Here is a 19,374-nt window from a genome sequence, read left to right as displayed (position 1 = left end):
ACGGGTTCCCTTCACAGGTGCCCGGGCACGGCGGTCCCAGGCGGCGGTCCGGCGCGCCAGAACAAGAGATGGACGCCTTTCGCTTCCAGGACCAGGTGTTCGGTGGTCTCCGGGTCGGTGGCCGTGGCCGCCCGTCGTACGGTGGTCCGCGCTTCGGTGGGGGCGTGGTTGATCACGACGCCGCACCGTTGGTCCCCGCGGCCCAGCACGGTGGTCTCCACCAGGGGATCGTCGGCACAGAGCTCGGGCCGAATCCCGGCCGCCTCGGCGACGGTGGCGTACAGCCGGTACCAGGGTGCCTCCTGGAGGCGGTAGGGCGCGTTGAGCCGGTCCTCCAGCGGGGCGTTGAGGTAGTAGGCGGTGCCGTGACCGTAGGAGTTGCGGGTCAGGGCGGGCGAGCCGTTGGGGAAGGCGGCGAGCACCTCGGCACCGGCCGTGTCGATCACCGGGATCTGGCCGGGCGGCCAGTCGACGGGGAACCGGTGACCGGCCCAGGTGAAGGCCTCCTGCTCGGCGGCGCGCAGGGTGAAGTCCTTGGTCCGCACCCCGAACAAGTCCTCGCCGCCGGCGCCGTGCAGCAGATCGCCGGTGGAGTAGAGGACCGTCCCGCCGGACGCGGTGTACCGCTCCAGGCGGCGCTGGTCGTGCAGCGAGAGATGACGGACCGAGGGGCAGACGACCATCGCGTAGCGCTCCAGCTCCGCACCGTCGGTGAACCCGTAGGACAGGTGGGCTTGTTGGAGCAGCAGATGGGCGTAGAAGGCAGCGGGGGCGTCGGACCCGGAGGCCGACAGATAGCCGCCGCCGTCACCGTCGCCCTCGGGCAGGAAGACCCCGACCGTGGCGGGCCGGGGAGCGAAGCCCGCGAGTTCGGTGGTGACCCGGCGGGCGAAGGTCCGGTACTCGGCCATGGCGGGCTTCTCGCGGCCGTCCGCGTCGAGCAGCCCTACGAAGCGTTCGCCCGGGCGCAGGGCGTACGGCTTGCGCTCGGTGGTGAAGTCCTGCCAGCACCAGACGGCGGTGCCGACCGCGCCCGCGGCGAAGGCACTGTGGGCAGCTGCCCGCAGATACCCCGCCGCGGTGGCCTCGTCGCAGCCGTAGCTGCCCATCTCGTCGACGTAGACGGGTGTGTGGGCCCGGCCGCGCCGCACCAGATAGGGCAGGAAGGAGGTGGCTTTCGGCGCGGAGACGGACTCGATGTGGAACGGGGTCCACACCGGGAATCCGTGCAGTCCGACGAGGTCGAGGGGCTGGGCGTGCTCGGGGCGGAAGGCGTGGTCGCCGACCACGGCGGACGCCTCGTTGGCCTGGAGGACCAGCGCGCCGGGGTCCGCCGCGCGGACGGCCCCGGCGAGCAGGCCCCACCACGCGCGGGCCCCGTCGGCGTCGAGCGCGGCCGAGGCGGCCGGGTCCACGTGGATGATCTCGTCGCCGAGGTCGTAGGCCAGGACGTTGGGCGCCTCCCGCAGGGCGCCGGCGATGTGGTGGACGAAGTCCCGTTGGCGTTCGGCCATGTCCGGGTCGTGCCACAGGTCGCGGCCGTCGCGCCAGGGCGGGTCGAAGCGTTGTCCGTTCATCCAGATGGTCAACAGCGAGGGAAGGCAGAGCAGACCGTACCGTCCCGCGATCTCCACCAGCTCGCGCAGCCGGGCCGTCATCACCGGGTCGTACGCGCCTTCCTCCGGCTCGAAGTCGGCCCAGAAGACGAAGAACCGTACGGTGTTGAAGCCCAGGTCCGCCATGCGGCGGAAGTCGGCGTCGAGGGTTTCGGCGTCCCACTCCCGCCAGTAGTCGCACCCGGCCCGCGAGGGGTGGTAGTCGCAGCCCACGCTGAAGAAGGGCCGTCCGTCGCGGTGCAGAGCGCCGTCGACGAGGGTGATCCGCCCCGGCTTCAGGGTGCCGGCCGCCATGCCGCCCTCACCGCCTCGACGACGAGCCGGACCTCCCGGTCGCCGATGCCCGCGTAGAGCGGCAGCGACAGCTGGCGCCCCATGACGCTCTCGGTGACGGGCAGACTGCCGGGGCCCACTCCGTAGCGTTCGCGGTACGCCGTGAACAGGTGGGTGGGCGGGTAGTGCACACCGCTCTGGATCCCCGCGGCCTTCAGCCGGTCCTGCACGAGGTCGCGGTCGAGCCCTTCGGGCAGCACCACGGGGAACAGGTGGTGCGCGCTCTCCTCCACCGGCCGGTCGGCGAACGGCAGGGTGATGCCGGGCAGGTCGGCGAGCTGGTCCCGGTACTGCCGCACCGCTTCCTGGCGGCGTTTCCCCTTGGCCGCGAGGGCTTCGAGCTGGACGCGGCCGAGCGCGCAGGCGACCTCGGTCGGCCGGTAGTTGAGCCCGAAGGTGTCGACGTCGTAGGTGGAGGGTCCACCGCGGTGCCGGTCCTGGGCGCTCACCGTGAGGGCGTGCGAGCGCAGCCGCCTGATCCTGGCGCGGACGTCGGGGTCGCGGGCGACGACCATGCCGCCCTCTCCCACGGCGAGGTTCTTCGTGGCGAAGAAGCTGTAGCAGCCGATGTCGCCGACGGTACCCAGGACGCCCTGAGCGGTGGCGGTGGCCGGGGCATGTGCCGCGTCCTCGATCAAAACGAGTCCGTGGGCGCGGGCCAGCTCGGTCAGGGCCTTCAGGTCCGCCGCGTAGCCGCCGTAGTGCATCGCGACGACGGCACGGGTGCGTGGGGTGATCCTGGCGGCCGCGTCCGCCGGGTCGATGGAGAGGTCGTGTGCGCCGCCGATCTCGGCGAACACCGGGGTCGCCCCGGACAGGGCGACCATCGCGGCCGCGGAGACGAAGTTCAGCGACGGCAGGATGACTTCGTCACCGGGGCCGAGCCCCAGGGCGAGCACCGCCAGGTGCAGGGCGGCGGTGCCGTTGGCGACCGCGACGGCGTCGTCGACGCCGAGGGCGGCGGCGTAGCGGGCTTCGAAGTCCTGGGTCACGGGCCCGGTGGACAGCCAGCCCGAGCGCAGCACGTCGGCCACCGCCTCCATTTCGGCCGCGCCGATCTCCGGACGGTACAGGGAGACCTTCCAGTCGCTCATCCGCCCACCATCTCCTCCGCCGGGCCGGTGCCGGCCCACAGCTCGCTGTGTTCGTCGGGGCCGAGGTAGCGGGAGCGGTCCGCGCGGAACGCCGCGGTGGCGCGCTCCAGTTGCTCGGGGGTGCCGATGTCGCACCATTCGCCGTCGAAGACATAGCCCTCGACGCGCTCGCCCTGCTCGCGTGCGGCGGCCAGGAGGGCGGGCATGTCACGCCGCCCGCCGGGTGACAGGAGAGTGAGCAGGGACGGCTCCAGTACGTAGATCCCGCCGCTGACCAGGAAGCTCATCCGGGGTTTCTCCCGGAAGCCGGTCACCTGCTGCTCCTCGTCGATCTCCACCACTCCGTGTGCGATGTCGATGTTCTGCTGGGCGAGGGCGATGGTCGCGACCGCCTGGGACTTCTTGTGGCGTGAGAAGAGGTCGGCGAAGTCGATGTCGGTGAGCAGGTCCGCGTTCATCACGAGGGTGGAGTCCTCGAACGGTGGCAGCAGGGTGAGCGGGCCGGCGGTGCCCAGGGGCTCCTCCTCCAGGGAGAAGTCCAGTTCGAGGCCGGCCCAGCGGTTCCCGCCGAAGCTGGCCTTGATCATGTGTGCGCGGTATCCGAGCGACAGGGTGACGTGGGTGAAGCCCGCGCTCCTGAGCTGCAACAGGATGATGTGCAGGATGGGTATCCCGTCCACCGGCATCAACGGCTTCGGGACGGTGAGAGTGGCGGGCCGCAGCCGGCGGCCCTCGCCTCCCGCCAGTATCACTGCCCTCATCGGACCCCCTCCGTCTGCTGCCGGGCGGCCGTCAGTGTGGTGTAGACCGTGTGCACCCGGTCGGCGACCGCCTCCCAGGTGAGTTCGCGGCGTACCCGGTCGTAGCCGCTGCGTCCCATCGCCGCCCGTTCGGCGGGGTGGTCGAGGAGGCGGTTCACCGCCTCGGCCACCGGGCGCGCGGCCGGGCTCACGAGCAGGCCGTCGCGGCCGTGGGCGACGACTTCCTCGCTGCCCATGAACGCGGAGCCGATGACCGGCTTGCGGCAGGACCACGCCTCCACATAGACGAGCGGGAACAGATCGGCGGTGGACGGCAGACACACCAGGTCGCAGGCCGCGAGGGCGCTGTGTTTGGTGTCCTCGTCCGCCATGTCCAGCTCGATGATCCGGGGATCGGCGTGTGCCGCGAACCGGCTCACGCAGTCGTCGTCCCAGCGGGGGCCGAGGAAGACGAAGCGGGTGTCCGGGTGGCGTTCCCAGACGTGCCGGGCCGCCTCCAGTACGACGGTGTAGCCCTTCGAGCGCATCTTCCTGCCCAGGAAGAGCACCATCGGCCCGGTGATGCCGTGGGCGCGGCGGAAACCCTCGGGATCGGCGACGCCGGGCAGGTGCGGGCCCTGCCCGATGAGGTGCAGCACGGAGTCGTCGACCCCCTCGCCGCGCAGCATGGCGCGTTCCGCCTGGGACAGCACGAAGACGGCGTCCGCCTGCCGGCAGCAGTCGAGCACCGTCTCCCGGTCCGGCCACACCTCGGGAGCGGAGGCGGGGGTGATGGTGAAGGGAACGTCCCAGGCGCGGGCGAGCTCCAGGCCCGCCCGCATGTCCGCCGGGTGGAAGGCGTCGAAGGCGTGGAGGATGTCCGCCGCGCGGGGAGGGTCGTCGGCGGGATCGGGGATCGCCTCGACGCCGAGCCCCGCGGCCGCCATGAAGCGGGCGGAGTCCTCGTCCACCGCCCCGGAGTAGACGCCCACCTCCAGCCCGCGCCGGCTCATGCACTCGGCGAGGTACTGCGCCATCAGCTCGGCCCCCGCGCGGGCCGGGAAGTAGCCGCGGTGCACATAGCGCACGCGCATGGCGCTCACCGCCCCTCGCGGGCGGCTATGTCCCGCGCGTACCACTCGTACGTACGCCGCAGTCCCTCGCTCAGGTCCACCTTCGGGGCGTAGGCGGTGAGTTCGCGCAGCCGGGTGAGGTCGGGGAGCCGCCGGGACGGGGACAGCGGCGGGGCGGGGTGGACGTCGAGGGCCGGCCGGCGACCCACCGTCTCGAAGACCTTCCGGGCGAGGTCCTCGATGAGGACCTCCTCCCGGTCGTTGCCGATGTTGACGAGCAGCGTCTCCTTGGTGGGCAGAGCGGTCAGCGCGGTGATCGCGTCGACCGCGTCGTCGACGTAGCAGAAGGCGCGGCTCTGGTCGGCGCCGTAGACCGCGAAGGGGTCCGCCCCGCCGAGCAGCCGCTCGATGAACTGCGGGATGACGTGTTCGTATCCCATGCGGGGGCCGTAGATGTTGTGGAAGCGCACCATGCGCAGCGGGAAGCCGAACCTCCGGGCGTAGTTGCGGCAGAGCAGCTCGCCGGCGATCTTGCTGAAGCCGTAGCTGGAGCGGGCCACGGTGGGGTCGGAGACCATCAGCGGGACGTCCTCGGAGGTGGGTACCTCCGCGATTCCGGCCTCGACGCTGCCGGCGTACGCCTCGCTGGAGGAGGCGAAGCAGAGCGTGGCCCCGGTCAGGGTGGTGAACCAGTCGAGGAGGTGGACGGTGGCGAGGAGATTGGTGCGCAGGACGCGCTGCGGTTCCTCGTTGGAGTGCACGACGCCGACCACGGCGGCCAGGTGGTAGACCTCGGTGAAGTCATCGGCGAGCAGACCGTCGGGGACGGGGGTCGTCAAGTCGTGTTCGACGAGGGTGACCCGGCCGAGCAGCTCGGCGAGTTGTTCGTCGGAGCGGCCCCTGCTGAAGTCGTCGAGGAGGGTGACATCGCAGGTGGCGGCGAGCTTACCGGCCAGGTGCAGGCCGATGAAGCCCGCACCGCCGGTGATCAGGATCTTCTTACGCACTACCGAGCCTCATTACCTTCGTCGTGGGCGGGAGGACCCGCCAGGTGTCGTACACCAGCGCCGGAGGGCACATCCGTGAGATCAGGTCGTCGGCGTCCAGCTCCGCGTAGCGGGCGTGGTCGTTGAGGAGGATCACGGCATGGGCGTCGGTGAATCCCTCGGTGACCGTCACCGGGCGCACGCCCAGCGCCTCGATCCGCTCCGGCGGGACGACGAAGTCATGCCCGACGATCTCCTTGACGCGGCCGCGCAGGAATGCCAGCAGCGGCTCGTAGGGGGCGCCGCGCAGGTCGTCCGTCTCGGGGCGGCCCTTGTAGGCGAAGCCCGAGATCAGGATCCTGGCCTCGCCGGGGTCCAGCCCCTGGTCGCGCAGTGCGGCGAGGACGCGTTCGCCGACCCTGCGCGGCATGGATTCGTTCAGGGTGCGGGCGGCCGTGACCAGCTGGGGTGTGTGGCCGTGGGGTGCGAGTGAGTACCTCAGCAGGTAGGGGTCCTTCGTCAGGCAACTGCCGCCGACGAAGCCGGGCTTGTTGATATCGGGCCGCGGGTAGTCGAGGTTGGCGGAGCTGATGATCTCCATCGCGTCGAGGCCGAGCTTCTCCGCGATCAGCCCGATCTCGTTGCCGAATCCGTAGATGAGATCGGTGTGGCAGTTGCAGGTCAGCTTGATCAGCTCGGCGGCCTCCAGGGAGGAGACCGGCACGACCTGCTCGGTGACGGTGGCGAAGAGTCCCGCGGCGAGCTTCACGGCCTCGTCGGTCAGGCCGCCGACGATCTGCGGGAGGGACAGCAGCTCCGCGAGGGCCTGCCCCTGGATGGTCCGCTCGGGGCAGAAGGCCAGCAGGGGTTCGGCGGTGCGGCGGCGCAGGACGGGCAGCACCAGTCCGCGCGAGGTGCCCACCGGTACCGTGCTGCGGACGATCACCAGGGTGTTGTCGTCCATGCGGTCCGCTATCGATGCGGTCGCCGCCGTCAGATGGCTGAGGTCGGGGGTGGTCCCGCCGGCCTCGATCGGTGTTCCGACACAGATGATGACGACGGGCGGCAGTCGCAGCCCGTCGATGTCCGATGTGACCGCGAACGACCCGCTCGCGGAGCCGTCCTGGATCTGCTTGTCGACTCCGGGCTCCGACAGTTGCAGCTTCCCGCGGGCGAGGTCGCCCGCCACCGCCGGATTGGCCTCGTAGCCCAGTACCCGCTTGCCGGTGGACAGGAGCGCCGCGGTCAGTGTGACCCCGACGTATCCCAGCCCGACGACGCAGACATCGAAGTCCTCGTACGAAGTGCGCGGTTCCATTGAACGTACCCCCTGGATGCGACTCGGTAAGGTGCGGATCGCCGACGGGTCAGCCGACGACCCAGTGGGTCTTTTCGGGCCTGCCGCCCAACTGCCGCTTCTGGTCGTCGAGTCCCTTCACTTCGGACCCGCCCGCGTCGACTTCACGGATGCCTTGGTCCCACATTTTTTTGAAGACGTTCAGCCAGACGTACTGGGGGATCGCGGTGAATCCCGTCGGGTCCTTGAATATCCCGATCAGCCGCTCCGGGAAGCGCATGGACATGGTGCAGTAGAGCGATGCCCGGTGCGGTGCGGTGCGTTCTCCCGCGAAGAACATCACGGGGACCTCTTCGCCGTCCTCGACGGACAGGCTGCCGAGGTAGGCGAAGTAGTCGCGCTCGTTCTCGCCGCCGGGGCGCTGGGTGATGAGCGCCCGGTAGTCCTCGGGGGTGGAGCCGACCACCGTGCCCTGTTCGCTGCGGGCCTCGAAGTACCCTTCGACGATGCCCCGGGCCTTCCCCTGCTCCGTCTCGCCGTAGCCGTACGGAAGGATGCGGAAGTCCAGATGGTCGTTGCGGCGCAGGAAGTTCTCGAACCTGCGGAAGGCCAGGCGGTTCTTGCTCTTGTACCGCCGGTTCTCCGCACCCACGAGGTTCTTCACCTGGATGCTGCCGTCGGCTCCTTCCGCGAAGAGTTCGTCGAGGCGGTAGACCCGGTTGGGGTATGTTTCGTCCTCTTCGGGGGCCACCGGGTGCCAGGGGTCCTTCGTCACGGGGGCGAATCCCGCCGCGAGGAAGGCGATGTGGTCCTCCGGTGACAGATGACGCACATAGATCGAGGTCCGGGTGAGACCGGCTTCGCGGACCGCGGCGATGAAGGACTGCACCACGGCGATCCTGTCGGGTCCCTTCGGCGCGACGATGTGGAGATGCTTCTCGGGGTGCGCCTCCTTGCTGAAGTAACCGACTCCGAAGAGGTTTTCCCCGTCGTGGAAGACCAGACCGTTCGGATGCTGGGTGCTGGTGCCCCGGATGTTGTATCCGTTCGTGTAGAGCATCAATCCGAGATGCCCCATCGCGAACGACCCGTCCTTGAAGTTCCCGATGGTGTCGAAGGATTCCTCTACGGGGCTGAGCTTGTCTCCGAAGAGACTCTGCAGGCGCGCTTCGAACTCGTCGCGCTCGGTTGCCGGCAGACGCATGGATTCACCTCTGCTTGGAAGATTTCACGCGACCCGACCACGCTCGGCGGCGTCAGGCCGGCGCCGGGTCGGCGGGACCGGCGGGGCCCTCGGAAAGCGTCCGGGTGATGCCGTCCAGCACGTGCCAGAAGAGCTTCTCGCCCAGCTCGGCGCAGGCACCCGTGGTGGAGGAGAGCACCCCCTGGTTGGACATCCGGTCCACGTCGACGGGGTGGCGGTACACCCCCGGTGGCGGCGGGGTGGAGTGGGTGGGCCTGGCCGCGCGGACCACGTCCGGGCGGAGATACATCATCAGGCTCGTCTCGGTCAGCCCGGCGTGCTCGGCGTGCCAGCCGGGGAATTCCGGCACGTGCTTGCCGAGCCAGTCGTCCTCCACCAGGCTCCACCAGCTGAAGGCCACGATCTCGGTGTGCGGGAAGGTCGTGGCCGGCTCGCATCCGTCGATCGCCTCGAAGAGCAGGCCCTCGTTCTCGTAGTGGCCGTTGATGACGACCAGCCGGGCAGGCGCCAGCCGTGCGAGGCCCCGCAGGCAGTGCGTGAGGTAGTCGACGAAGGTGCCGCCGCCGATGTGGACGGTGCCCGGGAAGTGCAGTCCGCCGCCGCTCTGCGGCAGCGACCTGGCGGAGAACGGCTGGCCGGGGAGGAGCAGGCCGCCGACCTCCGCGACCACCTGCCGCGCGAGCGCGTCGGGGATGTCGAAGTCCACCGACAGCGGCAGGTGCGGACCGTGCTGCTCCAGCCCTCCCACCGGCCAGACCAGGGTGGCGCCGTCCAGTGCCTCCGGCACCTCCGGGCTGGTCAGGTCGCCGTACGCGGTCACGTCGGTGGTGCGCTGCCGCATGCCCGTCATCCCCTCACCTCTTTGACGCTCCGCCCGACCAGGTCCGTGACCGTGCCGCCGTGGGCGCGCAGCCAGTCGTCGAAGCCCTCGCGGATGCCCACCAGCGTGCCGAGCATGTTCGTGTGCAGGGCGGTGTAGACCTGCACGGCGTCGGCGCCCACGCTCAGGTATTCCGCCACGTCGGTGGCGTTGCGGACGCCGCCGCAGCCCATCACGGGTACGTCGGTCCCCCGTCGGCGCAGGGCGAAGATCTCGGCGAGGACCAGGGGTTTGATGCCGGGACCCGAGTAGCCGAAGGCGCCGCCCAGTTGCACCTCGCCGGTGTCGGGGTCGACGGCGAGCCCGGCGATGGTGTCGCTCAGGGTGATCGCGTCCGCGCCGGAGGCCACGGCCGCGTCGAGGCGCTCGCCCAGCCGCTCCCCCGCCGCCAGCTTGACGCTGAAGGGCACGGGGGTGACGCGCCGTACGGCGGTCGTGTACGCGGCGACCCGTTCGGGGGTGTCCTCCAGGCCGCCCTCTTCATTGAGACAGGAGATGCCCAGTTCGAGCGCCGGGCTACCGGCGGCGGTCACCCGCTCGGCGAGCGCGGCGAGTTCCGTCGGGGAGTCCGCGTGCACGGAGGCGATCACCGGCAGCCGGTCGTCGGCGAAGCGGCGCAGCGTCGCGCACCAGTCCCCGATGGCGCGGCGGGAGTACGTCGTGCTGTTGAGCATGCCGGTGGGGAGCCGCAGCAGCCGCTCGTCCCCCGAGGGCGCCGGGTTCGGGTGGATGGTCTTGGTGACGACGGCGCCGGCTCCGGCGGCGAGCAGTCTGCGGATGTTGCGTTCCTGGTCGGTGAGCAGGCCCGAGCCGACGACGACGGGTGAGGAGAGGGGCAGGCCGAGGATCTCGGTGGCCGCCGGGTGGTGGGTGCGGCCCGTCACTCCGACATCACGACCTCGCGGCCGACCTTGGAGAGCAGCAACAGCAGCCCGGCGGGGTCCTCGCGGGCTTCGGTCAGGTCGAAGACGCTCACGTCGGCCACCGAGGGCAGTCCGCGCAGCAGGTGGCTGGCGTTGGCGGCCATGGGGGTGGGGGTCACGACGACGATGGGCTTGCCCAGGGCGGAGGCCCAGCCGAGTTCGATGTGGGTGCCGTCGGTGCGCATCAGCTCGCCGTCGGCGTCGACGGGCAGGACGGGCACGAAGACATCGCAGCGGCGCATCCAGCCGAAGTCCCGCACGCTGACCTGGTCCGGTGAGAACAGCGGGGTGTCGATCCCGAACTTCTCGGCGACGTGGGCGGAGAACACCGTGCCGTTCACGTTCGTCACCGTTTCGATGACGTCGTGTATCGCATGCCGTAACGGCTCGTGGAAGCCGTCCTGTTGGATCGCGTGCTGGATGGGTCCGCCGACGAAGACGCTGACTCCCGACAGGTCGACAAGTCCCGTGCCGTCGACGCCGTTGGCAGTGGTGTCACTCATGACTTCTCCTGATCTCCTTCGCGGAGCGAGGTGGGAGGGTGATCCTTCGGTGCCTGAGGGCACCCGGCGGTCGTGCTCGGTCCCGGTCGCGCGGGGGCGGTGGCGACGGGGGGCGGCGGAGGCCGAGGACGACGTCACGGAGGAAGGTGGTCGCACGAAGGCGGCGGCTGCTCAGGACACCGGCAGTCCGACCCAGTCCGACGCAGTCCCCCGTCCGGTGACACGGTGCCGTACCACCCGATCTTTTTTCGGTCCCGTTACCTGCTGGATATGACGTGGGAACAGTCTCCCCGGGCGGTGCGGGAACGGGCACCCCCACTTTGGGGTATGGCCATCCGGCTACGCCGAACGCCCGGCCATGCGCGGCTGCTGGGGTGCGTCCTCGATCAGTTCCACGAGCAGCCGTTCGACGTCGTGGAGGAAGGTGTGGACCTCGGGCGGGGGAAACGCCCTGGTGTCGGCGTTGAGCACCAGCCGCAGCCGGCCGGGTTCCTCGTCGTCGACGACCAGGAAGAAGTCCTCTCCTTCCGCGAAGGCGTGCCGGGCGACGACGGTTTCGGCCAGGGCGGCGCGTACCGCGTGGGCGGGTGCCGGCGGACCGCCGCCGCGTGTCTCGTGTGTGGCCCGGATGTCGTTGAAGCAGCAGGACAGGTTGATGCCGGTGCCACGTTCGCGTTCCGCGGCGCGGAGGAGTTCCTCGGCGTGGTCGGGGTCGTACAGACCGTTGGCGTAGGCGGTGGTGCAGGCGGCGAAGGCGCGCCGGGCGATGGTGGGCACGCTGTCGCCCGTCAGGTCGATCGTGACCGGGACCTCTTGGTGCAAGTTGGCCACCGCGCAACGGAGTTCGGGGGCGAAGCGATTGGCGGCCAGCAGCCGGAGGGTGCAGACGGGCAGTCCGGCGCGGCGGCCGAGCAGCGTCGCGACGGCGGTGAGCAGGACCGCGGAGGTACTCACCCGCCATCGCTCGGCCAGTACGGGCAGGGCGAGGGAGGCGGCTCGGGAATCCATGACGGCGCTGTAGCGGTCCGGTGCGGACGGCTCGGTCGTACCGGGGGCGAGGGAGGGGAACATCGTGGCGGGCGCGGCGGCCAGTTGGTCCCGCCAGTACGCCCGGGAGCGGGCCAGCAGGGCCTGTCCGCGGGGGGACCGCTCGTACTCCGCCTGCTCGACCGGTTGACGGAAGGCGGCGGGGGGTGGCGCGGGCCGGCCGGTGGTCCGGGCGTCGAGCAGCCGGGTCAGTTCCGCGGCCAGATGGCGCAGGGACATCAGGTCGGCGGCAAGGTGCGACACATGGAAGGCGGCGAGCACCGGTGCCCCGTCGGTGACGACGACCATGGCGCGGAAGAGGGGGGCCGTGGCGAGGTCGAAGGCGGTCTGCCGCATTCTCCGTCGCCAGGCGCGCAGCACGTCGCGGGGGGCCTCGCCGGGGCCGGTCGCGGCGATCTCGGTCTCGAAGGTCCCGGACCGCAGCACCTGCTGCGTGAGTGTTCCGTCGGGGCCGGGACCGAAGGCGGTGCGCAACGACTCGTAGCGGCCCAGGAGTTCACCCAGGGCGGTGAGGACGTCTGCTGCGGAGGCGTGGGGTGGCAGGCGGGCCCAGTGGGTCACGTCGTAGAAGGAGGCGTCGGTTGATTGACGTCGCATCAGGTTCCACATGTGCCGTTGCGCACAGGTCGCGGGGGCGGTGGCGGAACGCTGCCCGTTGAAGGGAGTCCGGCGCCGGACGATTTCTGCCACGGCTCGCTGCCTTTCCTTGCCCGGTGGATGAGGCGCTGCGATGCGCTGCGGGCGGGGAAATCCGGTGCGGCAGTCGTCGACGGGCCTCGGACGGATTCAACGTAGCGAAGGGGTTACCGGATCGTCACCCGCACCTGTGGACCTAGCCCTTCGGGCAGTCCGACAGTGCGCCCATCCGGGGCTTTCCGCCCGGTCGGCGAGCGCTCAGCATGGGGGTTCCGGTGCCTTCGCGCGGGCTCGGGGCGGGTCGTGGCGTACCGTCCCGCCCCGCGCCGGGCACGAGTGAGGAGGGGACCCGTGTGGGTCCCCTCGGGTGGTCCTCGTTGCGGAGGCCGTCCGGCGCTCGACATCGATGACGGCCTAGTACTTGATCAGTCCCATTTGGATGGCCGTGACCACGGCGGCCGTCCGGTTGGGTGCCCCGAGCTTGAGCAGCAGGCTGGCCACGATGCGTTTGGCGCCGTGACTGGAGATCTTCAGACGCCGGGCGATCTGCTTGTTGCTCAGGCCTTCGGCGAGCAGGAGCAGCACCTCGTTCTCCCGGCCGGTGAGGGCCGCGTCACGCCGCTGCCTGATCCGGCCCGGTCCGCTCGCCCGCTCCAGGAGCACGCGGGCGAGCGAGGCGGGCATGGGCACCTCGCCGCCGGCCATCCGCTGGAGCGCGTCCTCCACGGCGGTAGCGGTCAGCTCGCCCTGCACCAGAAAACCGTCCGGCGGGAAGGGACCGGCCAGAATGTTTTCGTCGATACCGGTATCACTCAGCAGCAGCAGAACCTTCGGTCGCAGGCCACGGACGTCGTCGGGCACGCCGCAGTCGGAGCTGTAGTCGGACTCGTGGAGAAAAATGATGTCGACGGGACTGGAACGTAAGGCGACTTCGACCTCGTCCCAGTTTTCACAGTGCGTCACTTCGCTGACGACGGACGCCGTCGCCAGAACCGCCCTCAGTCCGAGCTGGAGAACACCGTCACGAACGAGGGTCGTGACGACCAACTGTCCACCCAGGGCAGGGGTACCACACGCTACACGGCTCATAGCACTCCTCCGAGCTGTCAGCACATGCCATCGGCATGGCGGTAGTCGCGGTGCTCGCTGAACTTGCATGGGGGGCCTGATCGGCCCAATTGGATCGTTACCCTCACTTCTTTCACTGCAACCCATGTGCAACAGCACACTCTCATCAGTTCGGTCGGGGCATCGGTCATCGTCGCGTACCGCCCTTGACGGTCCTCAACGGACTTAACGCCACCAATCGTGATGTACCGGTCATCCTCGCGGTTTGCTTTTTCTCCCGCCGGTCCGTAATTCACCTGCCGACCTGCGGGCTTTCGTTTTTCCGGAAAAACCAGTAACTTCCGTGCCACGGCGCGCCCTACCGTGAATTCCAACACCCGTGGACGGCTCGATGACGAAAAATAAAACAGTGGCCACCGACGCACCCGACCTGCGTCGGGCGCCGTGCGGAAAAAGCCCCGGAAAATTAGCCCGCTTATGTGTGGCGGGTGGCACCGGTCGATGCCGCACCGGCGCACCGGAAATTCCCGGAACAGGGCCCGTGAGCGGCGGGGCGAATTTCCGGGCGCGGCGGGAAATCATGAGCGAGGAGAGCCGATGACCGCCGATACCCTCCCGGGCCCGCGGGGCACGGCCGACAAGGCGGCGGCGCCCGCCGCCGGGCCCGCCCCCGACAGTGTCGGCCGCTGGCTCCTGTCGCAGATGCGGCGCTTCCGCTGGTACATCGCCGTCCATCTGCTCGGCAGTGTGATCTGGCAATCGCTGACGGCGGCCATCCCGCTCGTCATCGGACTGGCCTTCGACGCGATCCTCAAGGAGAACGGGGCCCCGGCCGACTTCGGCACCTTCCACGCCGTCGTCGCGGGCCTGCTGGCCCTGGTGCTGGTACGCGGGATCTGCGGTATCGCGGCCACCTACTCCCTGGAGGCCTTCGCCAGCGGCCTGGAGCGCGACGCGCGGGCCGGGGTCTTCGCCAGTCTGCTGCGCAAGAGCCAGCGCTTCTTCAACCGGCACCGCACCGGGGATCTCTCCGCGCGGGCCACCGGCGACGCCGAATCGCTGAACCTCATGGTGTCGCCCGGCTTCGACATGGCCGTCGACCTGGCGCTGAACATCGCGATCCCGGTCGTCTTCATCGGCCTGGTCGACCCACGGCTGCTGCTGTCGCCCGTCATCTTCGTCGTACTGTTCGCCCTGGCCATGGCCGAGCACGGCCGGCGGCTGGAGCCGGTCTCCGACCTCACGCGTGAGCACTTCGGGTCGATGACGGCCCAGGCCACCGAGAGCATCGCCGGCATCGAAGTGGTCCAGTCGACGAGCGGCACCGACCAGGAGCGTGAGCGCTTCGACCGGCTGGCCGCCGCCTACCGCGACGCGGCCGTACGCCAGGCCCACGCCCAGGCCCTCTCCTTCCCACCGCTGCTGCTCGTCCTGGCCACGGCGGGTGCCCTGCTGCACTCCGTGTACCTGCTGCGCGCCGGTTCGCTCAGCATCGGTGAACTCGTCGCCGTACTCGGGCTGATGGGGACCCTGCGCGCCCCCACCCAGCTGGCCTCGTTCAGCATCGGGCTCATCTACTTCGGCCTGTCCGGCGCGCAACGCATCCTGGAAGTCATCAACGACCGGGACGGCGAGGCCGAACCGGGCGGCGGACACGCGGCGCCCATCGCCGGGGAAGTCGTGATGGAGAACGTCGGCTTCGGATACGACAGCGGCAAACCCGTGCTGCGCGGGATCTCCTTCCGGGTCGCACCGGGGGCGACGGTGGCGCTGGTCGGGCCCACGGGCAGCGGCAAGTCCACCCTCCTGCACCTGCTCAACCACACCTACGCGCCCGACGAGGGACGGGTCCTCATCGACGGGGTGGACGCCGCCGAGTGGGACCAGGCGTCGCTGCGTTCGCAGATCGCGGTGATCGAGCAGGACGTGGTGCTCTTCTCCCGGACCATCGCCGAGAACCTGAGCTTCGGCGCGGGTCCGGACGTCGACCGCGCCACGCTGGAGGCCGCGGCCCGTACGGCCCAGGCCCACGACTTCATCATGGCGAGCGAGAACGGCTACGACACCGTCGTCGGCGAGCGTGGCGTCACCCTGTCCGGCGGTCAGCGCCAGCGGCTGGCCATCGGCCGGGCGCTGGTGACCGACCCACGCATCCTCGCCGTCGACGACGCGACCAGTGCCGTCGACAGCGCCACCGAGCACGAACTGCAGCTGGCGATGCGGCGCGCCTCGGCGGGACGCACCACCTTCCTGATCACACCCCGGCTCTCCCGCATCCGTGCGGCCGACCACATCCTCGTGCTCGACAAGGGCCGGATCATCAGCCAGGGCAGTCATGAACAACTCCTGCGCGACTGCGAGTTCTACCGCAGGATCTTCGCGCCCTATGCGAGCGGACCGGCGGCAACCGGCGAGGCCGGGGCGCGGGCAGAGGAGGGATCCCCCTGATGGCGCATTTGCTGGATGGCATCGACCCGGACGGCTACGACCGCGCGTACGGCGACCGTGAACTGACGCGCCGCATCGTCCCGTACTTCCGGGGCTGGGGCCGGGTCGTGGCGTTCGTGACCGCGGCGGTGATCGTGGCGGCGGTCGCTGGCAGTGCCGCGCCCGTTCTGGTGGCCCGTACCGTGGACTCGGCCGCGGGCGAGGACGGCACGGGGACAGTGGCGCTGCTGGTGGCGGTCATCGTCGTCACGGGCTCCGTCGCCTGGCTGTTCACCTTCCTCCAGCAGCGCCTCACCGGCACCCTGGTCGGTGATGTGGTGCTGAAGCTGCGCGAGCACGCCTTCCGGGCGGCCACGCGGCAGGACATGGCGTTCTACGACAGCCACCCCACCGGGGCGCTCGTCAGCCGGGTCACCAACGACACCCAGTCGTTCGCCACCCTCATCACCATGGTGCTCGGCCTGCTCGGCCAGGTGCTGATGATCCTGCTGCTGATGGTGGCCCTGTTCGTGATCAATGTTCCGCTGGGGCTGCTGACCGCGGCCGTGGCCGGGGTCATCGTGGCCGTCAGCCTCGGCTTCCGGCGCGTGGCACGCAGCGCGTCGCAGCAACAGCAGCGCGCCCTCGCCGAGGTCCACGGCTATGTGCAGGAGAGCCTGCGGGGCATCGCCGTGGCACGTAACTACCGGGGTGAGGAGGCCGCCGAGGCGGGGCTCCGGGAGGTCAACGGACGGTGGTTCAGGGCGAGTGTGCGCTTGAACCGGCTCTTCAGCGGGGTCTTCCCGCTGCTGATCTCCCTGACCGGGCTGGGTACTGTCGCGGTGGTCCTGGTGGGCGGGCACGCCGTGGAGGCGGGCGGCGTATCGGCCGGTGAATGGGTGCTGTTCCTGGAGGCGTTGGCGCTCTTCTGGTCCCCGCTGACCAGCATCGCCTCCTTCTGGAACCAGCTGCAGCAGGGCCTCGCCGCCGGAGAGCGCATCTTCGCGCTGATCGACCGCGAGCCGGCGGTGCGGCAGCTGCAGCGGCTGCCCGTGCCCCGGCTGCGCGGTGACCTGGAACTGCGCGACGTCACCTTCGGCTACAGCGCCGACCGGCCCGTGCTGAAGGACGTCAGCCTGAAGATCGCCGCGGGTGAGACCGTCGCGCTGGTCGGACACACCGGCGCGGGCAAGTCCAGCGTCGTACGCCTGCTCATGCGCGCCTACGAATTCCAAGGGGGACGGGTGCTGGCCGACGGCCAGGACGTACGGACCCTCGACCTCGACCAGTACCGGCGGTGTCTCGGCGTCGTCACCCAGACGCCGTTCCTCTTCTCCGGCACCGTCGCGGACAACATCGGCCTCGGCCGACCGGGCGCGGACCGCGAGGAGATCGAGGCCGCGGCGCGCGCGGTGGCGGGCGGCGACTGGCTGGAGCAGCTGCCCGAGGGGCTGGACACCCCCACCGACGAAGGCGGCCGGAACCTCTCGACGGGACAGCGGCAGATCATCGCGCTGGCCCGGGTCTTCCTGCAGAACGCCTCGGTGCTCATCCTCGACGAGGCGACCGCCAGCATCGACCCGCTGACCGAGGCACAGATCCAGGAGGGCCTGGACGTGCTGGCCGCCGACCGCACCACCATCGTCGTCGCGCACCGGCTGCCGACCGTCCGCAAGGCCGACCGGATCGTCGTCGTCGACGACGGGCGCGTGATCGAACAGGGCGACCACACCACCCTGCTGCGGCGCAACGGCGCCTACAGCCGCCTCTACGACCGGTACTTCCGCTACCAACAGCCCGACGTCGACCCGGCCGACGGCCCGGTGGGCACCCTCGCGGATCCGGCGGAAGCGAAGCACTCCCGGGAAACGGCACGGACGGCGGACGGCGAAGAGACGGGTGCGGTCGATGCGTTCAGCAAGTGAAGTCCCCGGCACGCTGGCCGACCTGGTGCGTGCCGCCGCCGAGGACCGCCCCGACGCCACGGCCCTGCGGTCCGGCGAGGAGGCGCTCACCTTCGGCGCACTGCGGGAGGCGGTCCTGGCCACCGCGCGGCGGCTGCGCCACCACGCCCCGCCCCCGGACGGCACGGCGGCCCTGCTCTTCGAGAACACCCCGGAGTGCGCCGTGGCCTTCCTGGCCGCCGCGTACACCGGGACGCGCCTGGTGCCGCTCGAACCCGACACGGGCGAGGCCCGTCTGCTGGCCCTGCGCCGGGAGCTGGGGCCGCTGACCGTCATCGGTCACGAGGCGAAGCTGCGCGCGCTGCGCCTGCCCGGCGCCGCGTCCGCCGACCGGTGGCAGGGCGGCGGTCTTCTCCCCGTCGAGGAACCACCGGCCGGCACACCGGCGCCGCGTCCCGACGAGGCGCCGCCGACGACGGCCGGGCCCGACGTCCCCTTCCTGTACCAGTACACCTCCGGTTCGACCGGGGAGCCCAAGGCGGCCGTGCACTCCCAGCGTGACCTGGTGCACGGCGGGGAGATCTACGCGCACACCTACGGCGTCACCGCGGCCGACCGCGTCCTGGCCTCCGTGCCCCTGCTGCACTCCTTCGGCATGGTCGCGGGTCTGGTCACCGCGCTGTTCACGGGGGCCGAGCTGGTGCTGCCGGGCCGTTTCGTGCCCGCCAAGCTGCTGCGGACGGTGCGCGAGCGGGCCTGCACGGTGCTGGTGACGACCCCGCTCGCCTGCGATCTGCTGGCCCGCTCGGCCGCCGCCGACCGTGGACAGCCGCCGCTGCCCGGCTCGCTGCGGCTGTGTCTCTCCTCGGGCGCCGCACTGCCGGCCCCCGTGGCGGACCGCTTCCGGGAACACTGCGGACTGCGTGTCCAGCAGATCTACGGCAGCACCGAGGCCGGCATCATCGCCGCGCAGCGCGTGGAGGACGAGGACGCGGACCGCGGGGTGGGCAGGCCGGTGCGCGGCGTACGGATCCGGCTCGTCGACGAGCGGGGCCGGGACGTGCCACCGGGCGGCACGGGCAGCCTGTGGGTGCGCACCCCCGCGATGTTCACGCACTACCTCGACCGGCCCGGGCCCACCGGGCAGGCCTTCCGTGACGGCTGGTACGTGACGGGTGACATGGCCCGCACGGACAGCGAAGGGCGTCTGCATCTGGTGGGCCGCAAGGACTCGTTCATCAATGTGGGCGGCAAGAAGGTCAACCCCACCGAGGTCGAGGAGGTCCTCCTGGCCCACCCGGCCGTCGCCGAGGCGGTGGTGTGGGGCGAACGGGGGGAGGACGGAGCGGACGCCGACGGTGTGAGCGAGCGGGTACGGGCCACCGTGGTGGCCCGGGCGCCGTTGAGCGCGGCCGAACTCACGGCCCACTGCCGTGGCCGGCTGCTGCCGCACCAGGTGCCCGGCGGGGTCGAGTTCGTCGCCTCCCTGCCGAAGAGCCCGCTGGGCAAGATCCGGCGGGCGGCGGTGGCGGACGCCGCGGCCCGGAAGGAGACCACGGGCGGGGCCGTCGGCGACTGACGGCGACTCGCACCTCGCACGAAAGGGCCGCTTGTTGCTCCAGAGTGACCTGGAGCAACAAGCG

General features: G+C 70.6%; 15 protein-coding genes. 3 read left to right on the top strand and 12 right to left on the bottom strand.

Going from position 1 to position 19,374, the window contains the following annotated elements; genetic code table 11:
* Positions 1-11: 11 nt before the first annotated feature.
* The 12 genes from AB8O64_RS32665 to AB8O64_RS32610 form a co-directional block, all read right to left on the bottom strand.
* Entirely contained in the window at positions 12-1,910 is a 1,899-nt protein-coding gene (locus AB8O64_RS32665) for a beta-galactosidase trimerization domain-containing protein (protein WP_370423244.1), read from the bottom strand.
* The gene (locus tag AB8O64_RS32660) at positions 1,892-3,043 is read right to left on the bottom strand and encodes a DegT/DnrJ/EryC1/StrS family aminotransferase (protein ID WP_370423242.1); all 1,152 of its coding nucleotides are present in this window, start codon (positions 3,041-3,043) and stop codon (positions 1,892-1,894) included. Before AB8O64_RS32660 ends, AB8O64_RS32665 begins: the two co-directional genes overlap by 19 nt.
* A complete protein-coding gene (locus AB8O64_RS32655; RefSeq protein WP_370423241.1) occupies positions 3,040-3,804 on the bottom strand; it encodes an NDP-sugar synthase in 765 nt (254 codons plus the stop codon). The genes AB8O64_RS32660 and AB8O64_RS32655 overlap by 4 nt, the downstream gene beginning before the upstream one ends.
* Entirely contained in the window at positions 3,801-4,877 is a 1,077-nt protein-coding gene (locus tag AB8O64_RS32650) for a glycosyltransferase family 4 protein (RefSeq protein ID WP_370424043.1), read from the bottom strand. Before AB8O64_RS32650 ends, AB8O64_RS32655 begins: the two co-directional genes overlap by 4 nt.
* 5 nt (positions 4,878-4,882) lie before the next feature.
* Positions 4,883-5,863, bottom strand: coding sequence for an NAD-dependent epimerase/dehydratase family protein (locus AB8O64_RS32645; RefSeq protein WP_370423239.1), 981 nt, complete (start codon positions 5,861-5,863; stop codon positions 4,883-4,885).
* On the bottom strand, positions 5,856-7,160 hold the full coding sequence (locus AB8O64_RS32640) for a nucleotide sugar dehydrogenase (RefSeq protein ID WP_370423237.1): 1,305 nt from the start codon (positions 7,158-7,160) through the stop codon (positions 5,856-5,858). Before AB8O64_RS32640 ends, AB8O64_RS32645 begins: the two co-directional genes overlap by 8 nt.
* 49 nt (positions 7,161-7,209) lie before the next feature.
* The gene (locus tag AB8O64_RS32635) at positions 7,210-8,343 is read right to left on the bottom strand and encodes a hypothetical protein (RefSeq protein WP_370423236.1); all 1,134 of its coding nucleotides are present in this window, start codon (positions 8,341-8,343) and stop codon (positions 7,210-7,212) included.
* A 52-nt stretch (positions 8,344-8,395) separates the two neighbouring features.
* Complete coding sequence (locus AB8O64_RS32630) at positions 8,396-9,193, bottom strand: creatininase family protein (protein ID WP_370423234.1); 798 nt, start codon at positions 9,191-9,193, stop codon at positions 8,396-8,398.
* Entirely contained in the window at positions 9,190-10,107 is a 918-nt protein-coding gene (locus AB8O64_RS32625; protein WP_370423232.1) for a dihydroorotate dehydrogenase, read from the bottom strand. Before AB8O64_RS32625 ends, AB8O64_RS32630 begins: the two co-directional genes overlap by 4 nt.
* The gene (locus AB8O64_RS32620; RefSeq protein ID WP_370423230.1) at positions 10,104-10,649 is read right to left on the bottom strand and encodes a nucleoside 2-deoxyribosyltransferase; all 546 of its coding nucleotides are present in this window, start codon (positions 10,647-10,649) and stop codon (positions 10,104-10,106) included. Before AB8O64_RS32620 ends, AB8O64_RS32625 begins: the two co-directional genes overlap by 4 nt.
* A gap of 339 nt (positions 10,650-10,988) precedes the next feature.
* Positions 10,989-12,386, bottom strand: coding sequence for a condensation domain-containing protein (locus AB8O64_RS32615; protein ID WP_370423228.1), 1,398 nt, complete (start codon positions 12,384-12,386; stop codon positions 10,989-10,991).
* Positions 12,387-12,746: 360 nt separating this feature from the next.
* A complete protein-coding gene (locus AB8O64_RS32610; RefSeq protein ID WP_370423227.1) occupies positions 12,747-13,379 on the bottom strand; it encodes a response regulator transcription factor in 633 nt (210 codons plus the stop codon).
* Between the two features lie 618 nt (positions 13,380-13,997).
* On the opposite strand from AB8O64_RS32610, the gene AB8O64_RS32605 reads away from it, so the two are divergent.
* Genes AB8O64_RS32605 through AB8O64_RS32595 form a run of 3 tightly spaced genes read left to right on the top strand, consistent with a single transcriptional unit; the run spans position 13,998 to position 19,310 of the window.
* Positions 13,998-15,848: an ABC transporter ATP-binding protein gene (locus AB8O64_RS32605; RefSeq protein ID WP_370423225.1), complete on the top strand. Its 1,851-nt coding sequence runs from the start codon at positions 13,998-14,000 to the stop codon at positions 15,846-15,848.
* On the top strand, positions 15,848-17,752 hold the full coding sequence (locus tag AB8O64_RS32600; RefSeq protein WP_370423223.1) for an ABC transporter ATP-binding protein: 1,905 nt from the start codon (positions 15,848-15,850) through the stop codon (positions 17,750-17,752). The genes AB8O64_RS32605 and AB8O64_RS32600 overlap by 1 nt, the downstream gene beginning before the upstream one ends.
* Entirely contained in the window at positions 17,736-19,310 is a 1,575-nt protein-coding gene (locus AB8O64_RS32595) for a class I adenylate-forming enzyme family protein (RefSeq protein ID WP_370423221.1), read from the top strand. The genes AB8O64_RS32600 and AB8O64_RS32595 overlap by 17 nt, the downstream gene beginning before the upstream one ends.
* Positions 19,311-19,374: the final 64 nt, after the last annotated feature.

It is taken from the genome of Streptomyces sp. QH1-20 (assembly GCF_041283565.1).
Lineage (GTDB): Bacteria > Actinomycetota > Actinomycetes > Streptomycetales > Streptomycetaceae > Streptomyces > Streptomyces syringius.
This window is presented reverse-complemented; position numbering and strand designations above follow the sequence as displayed.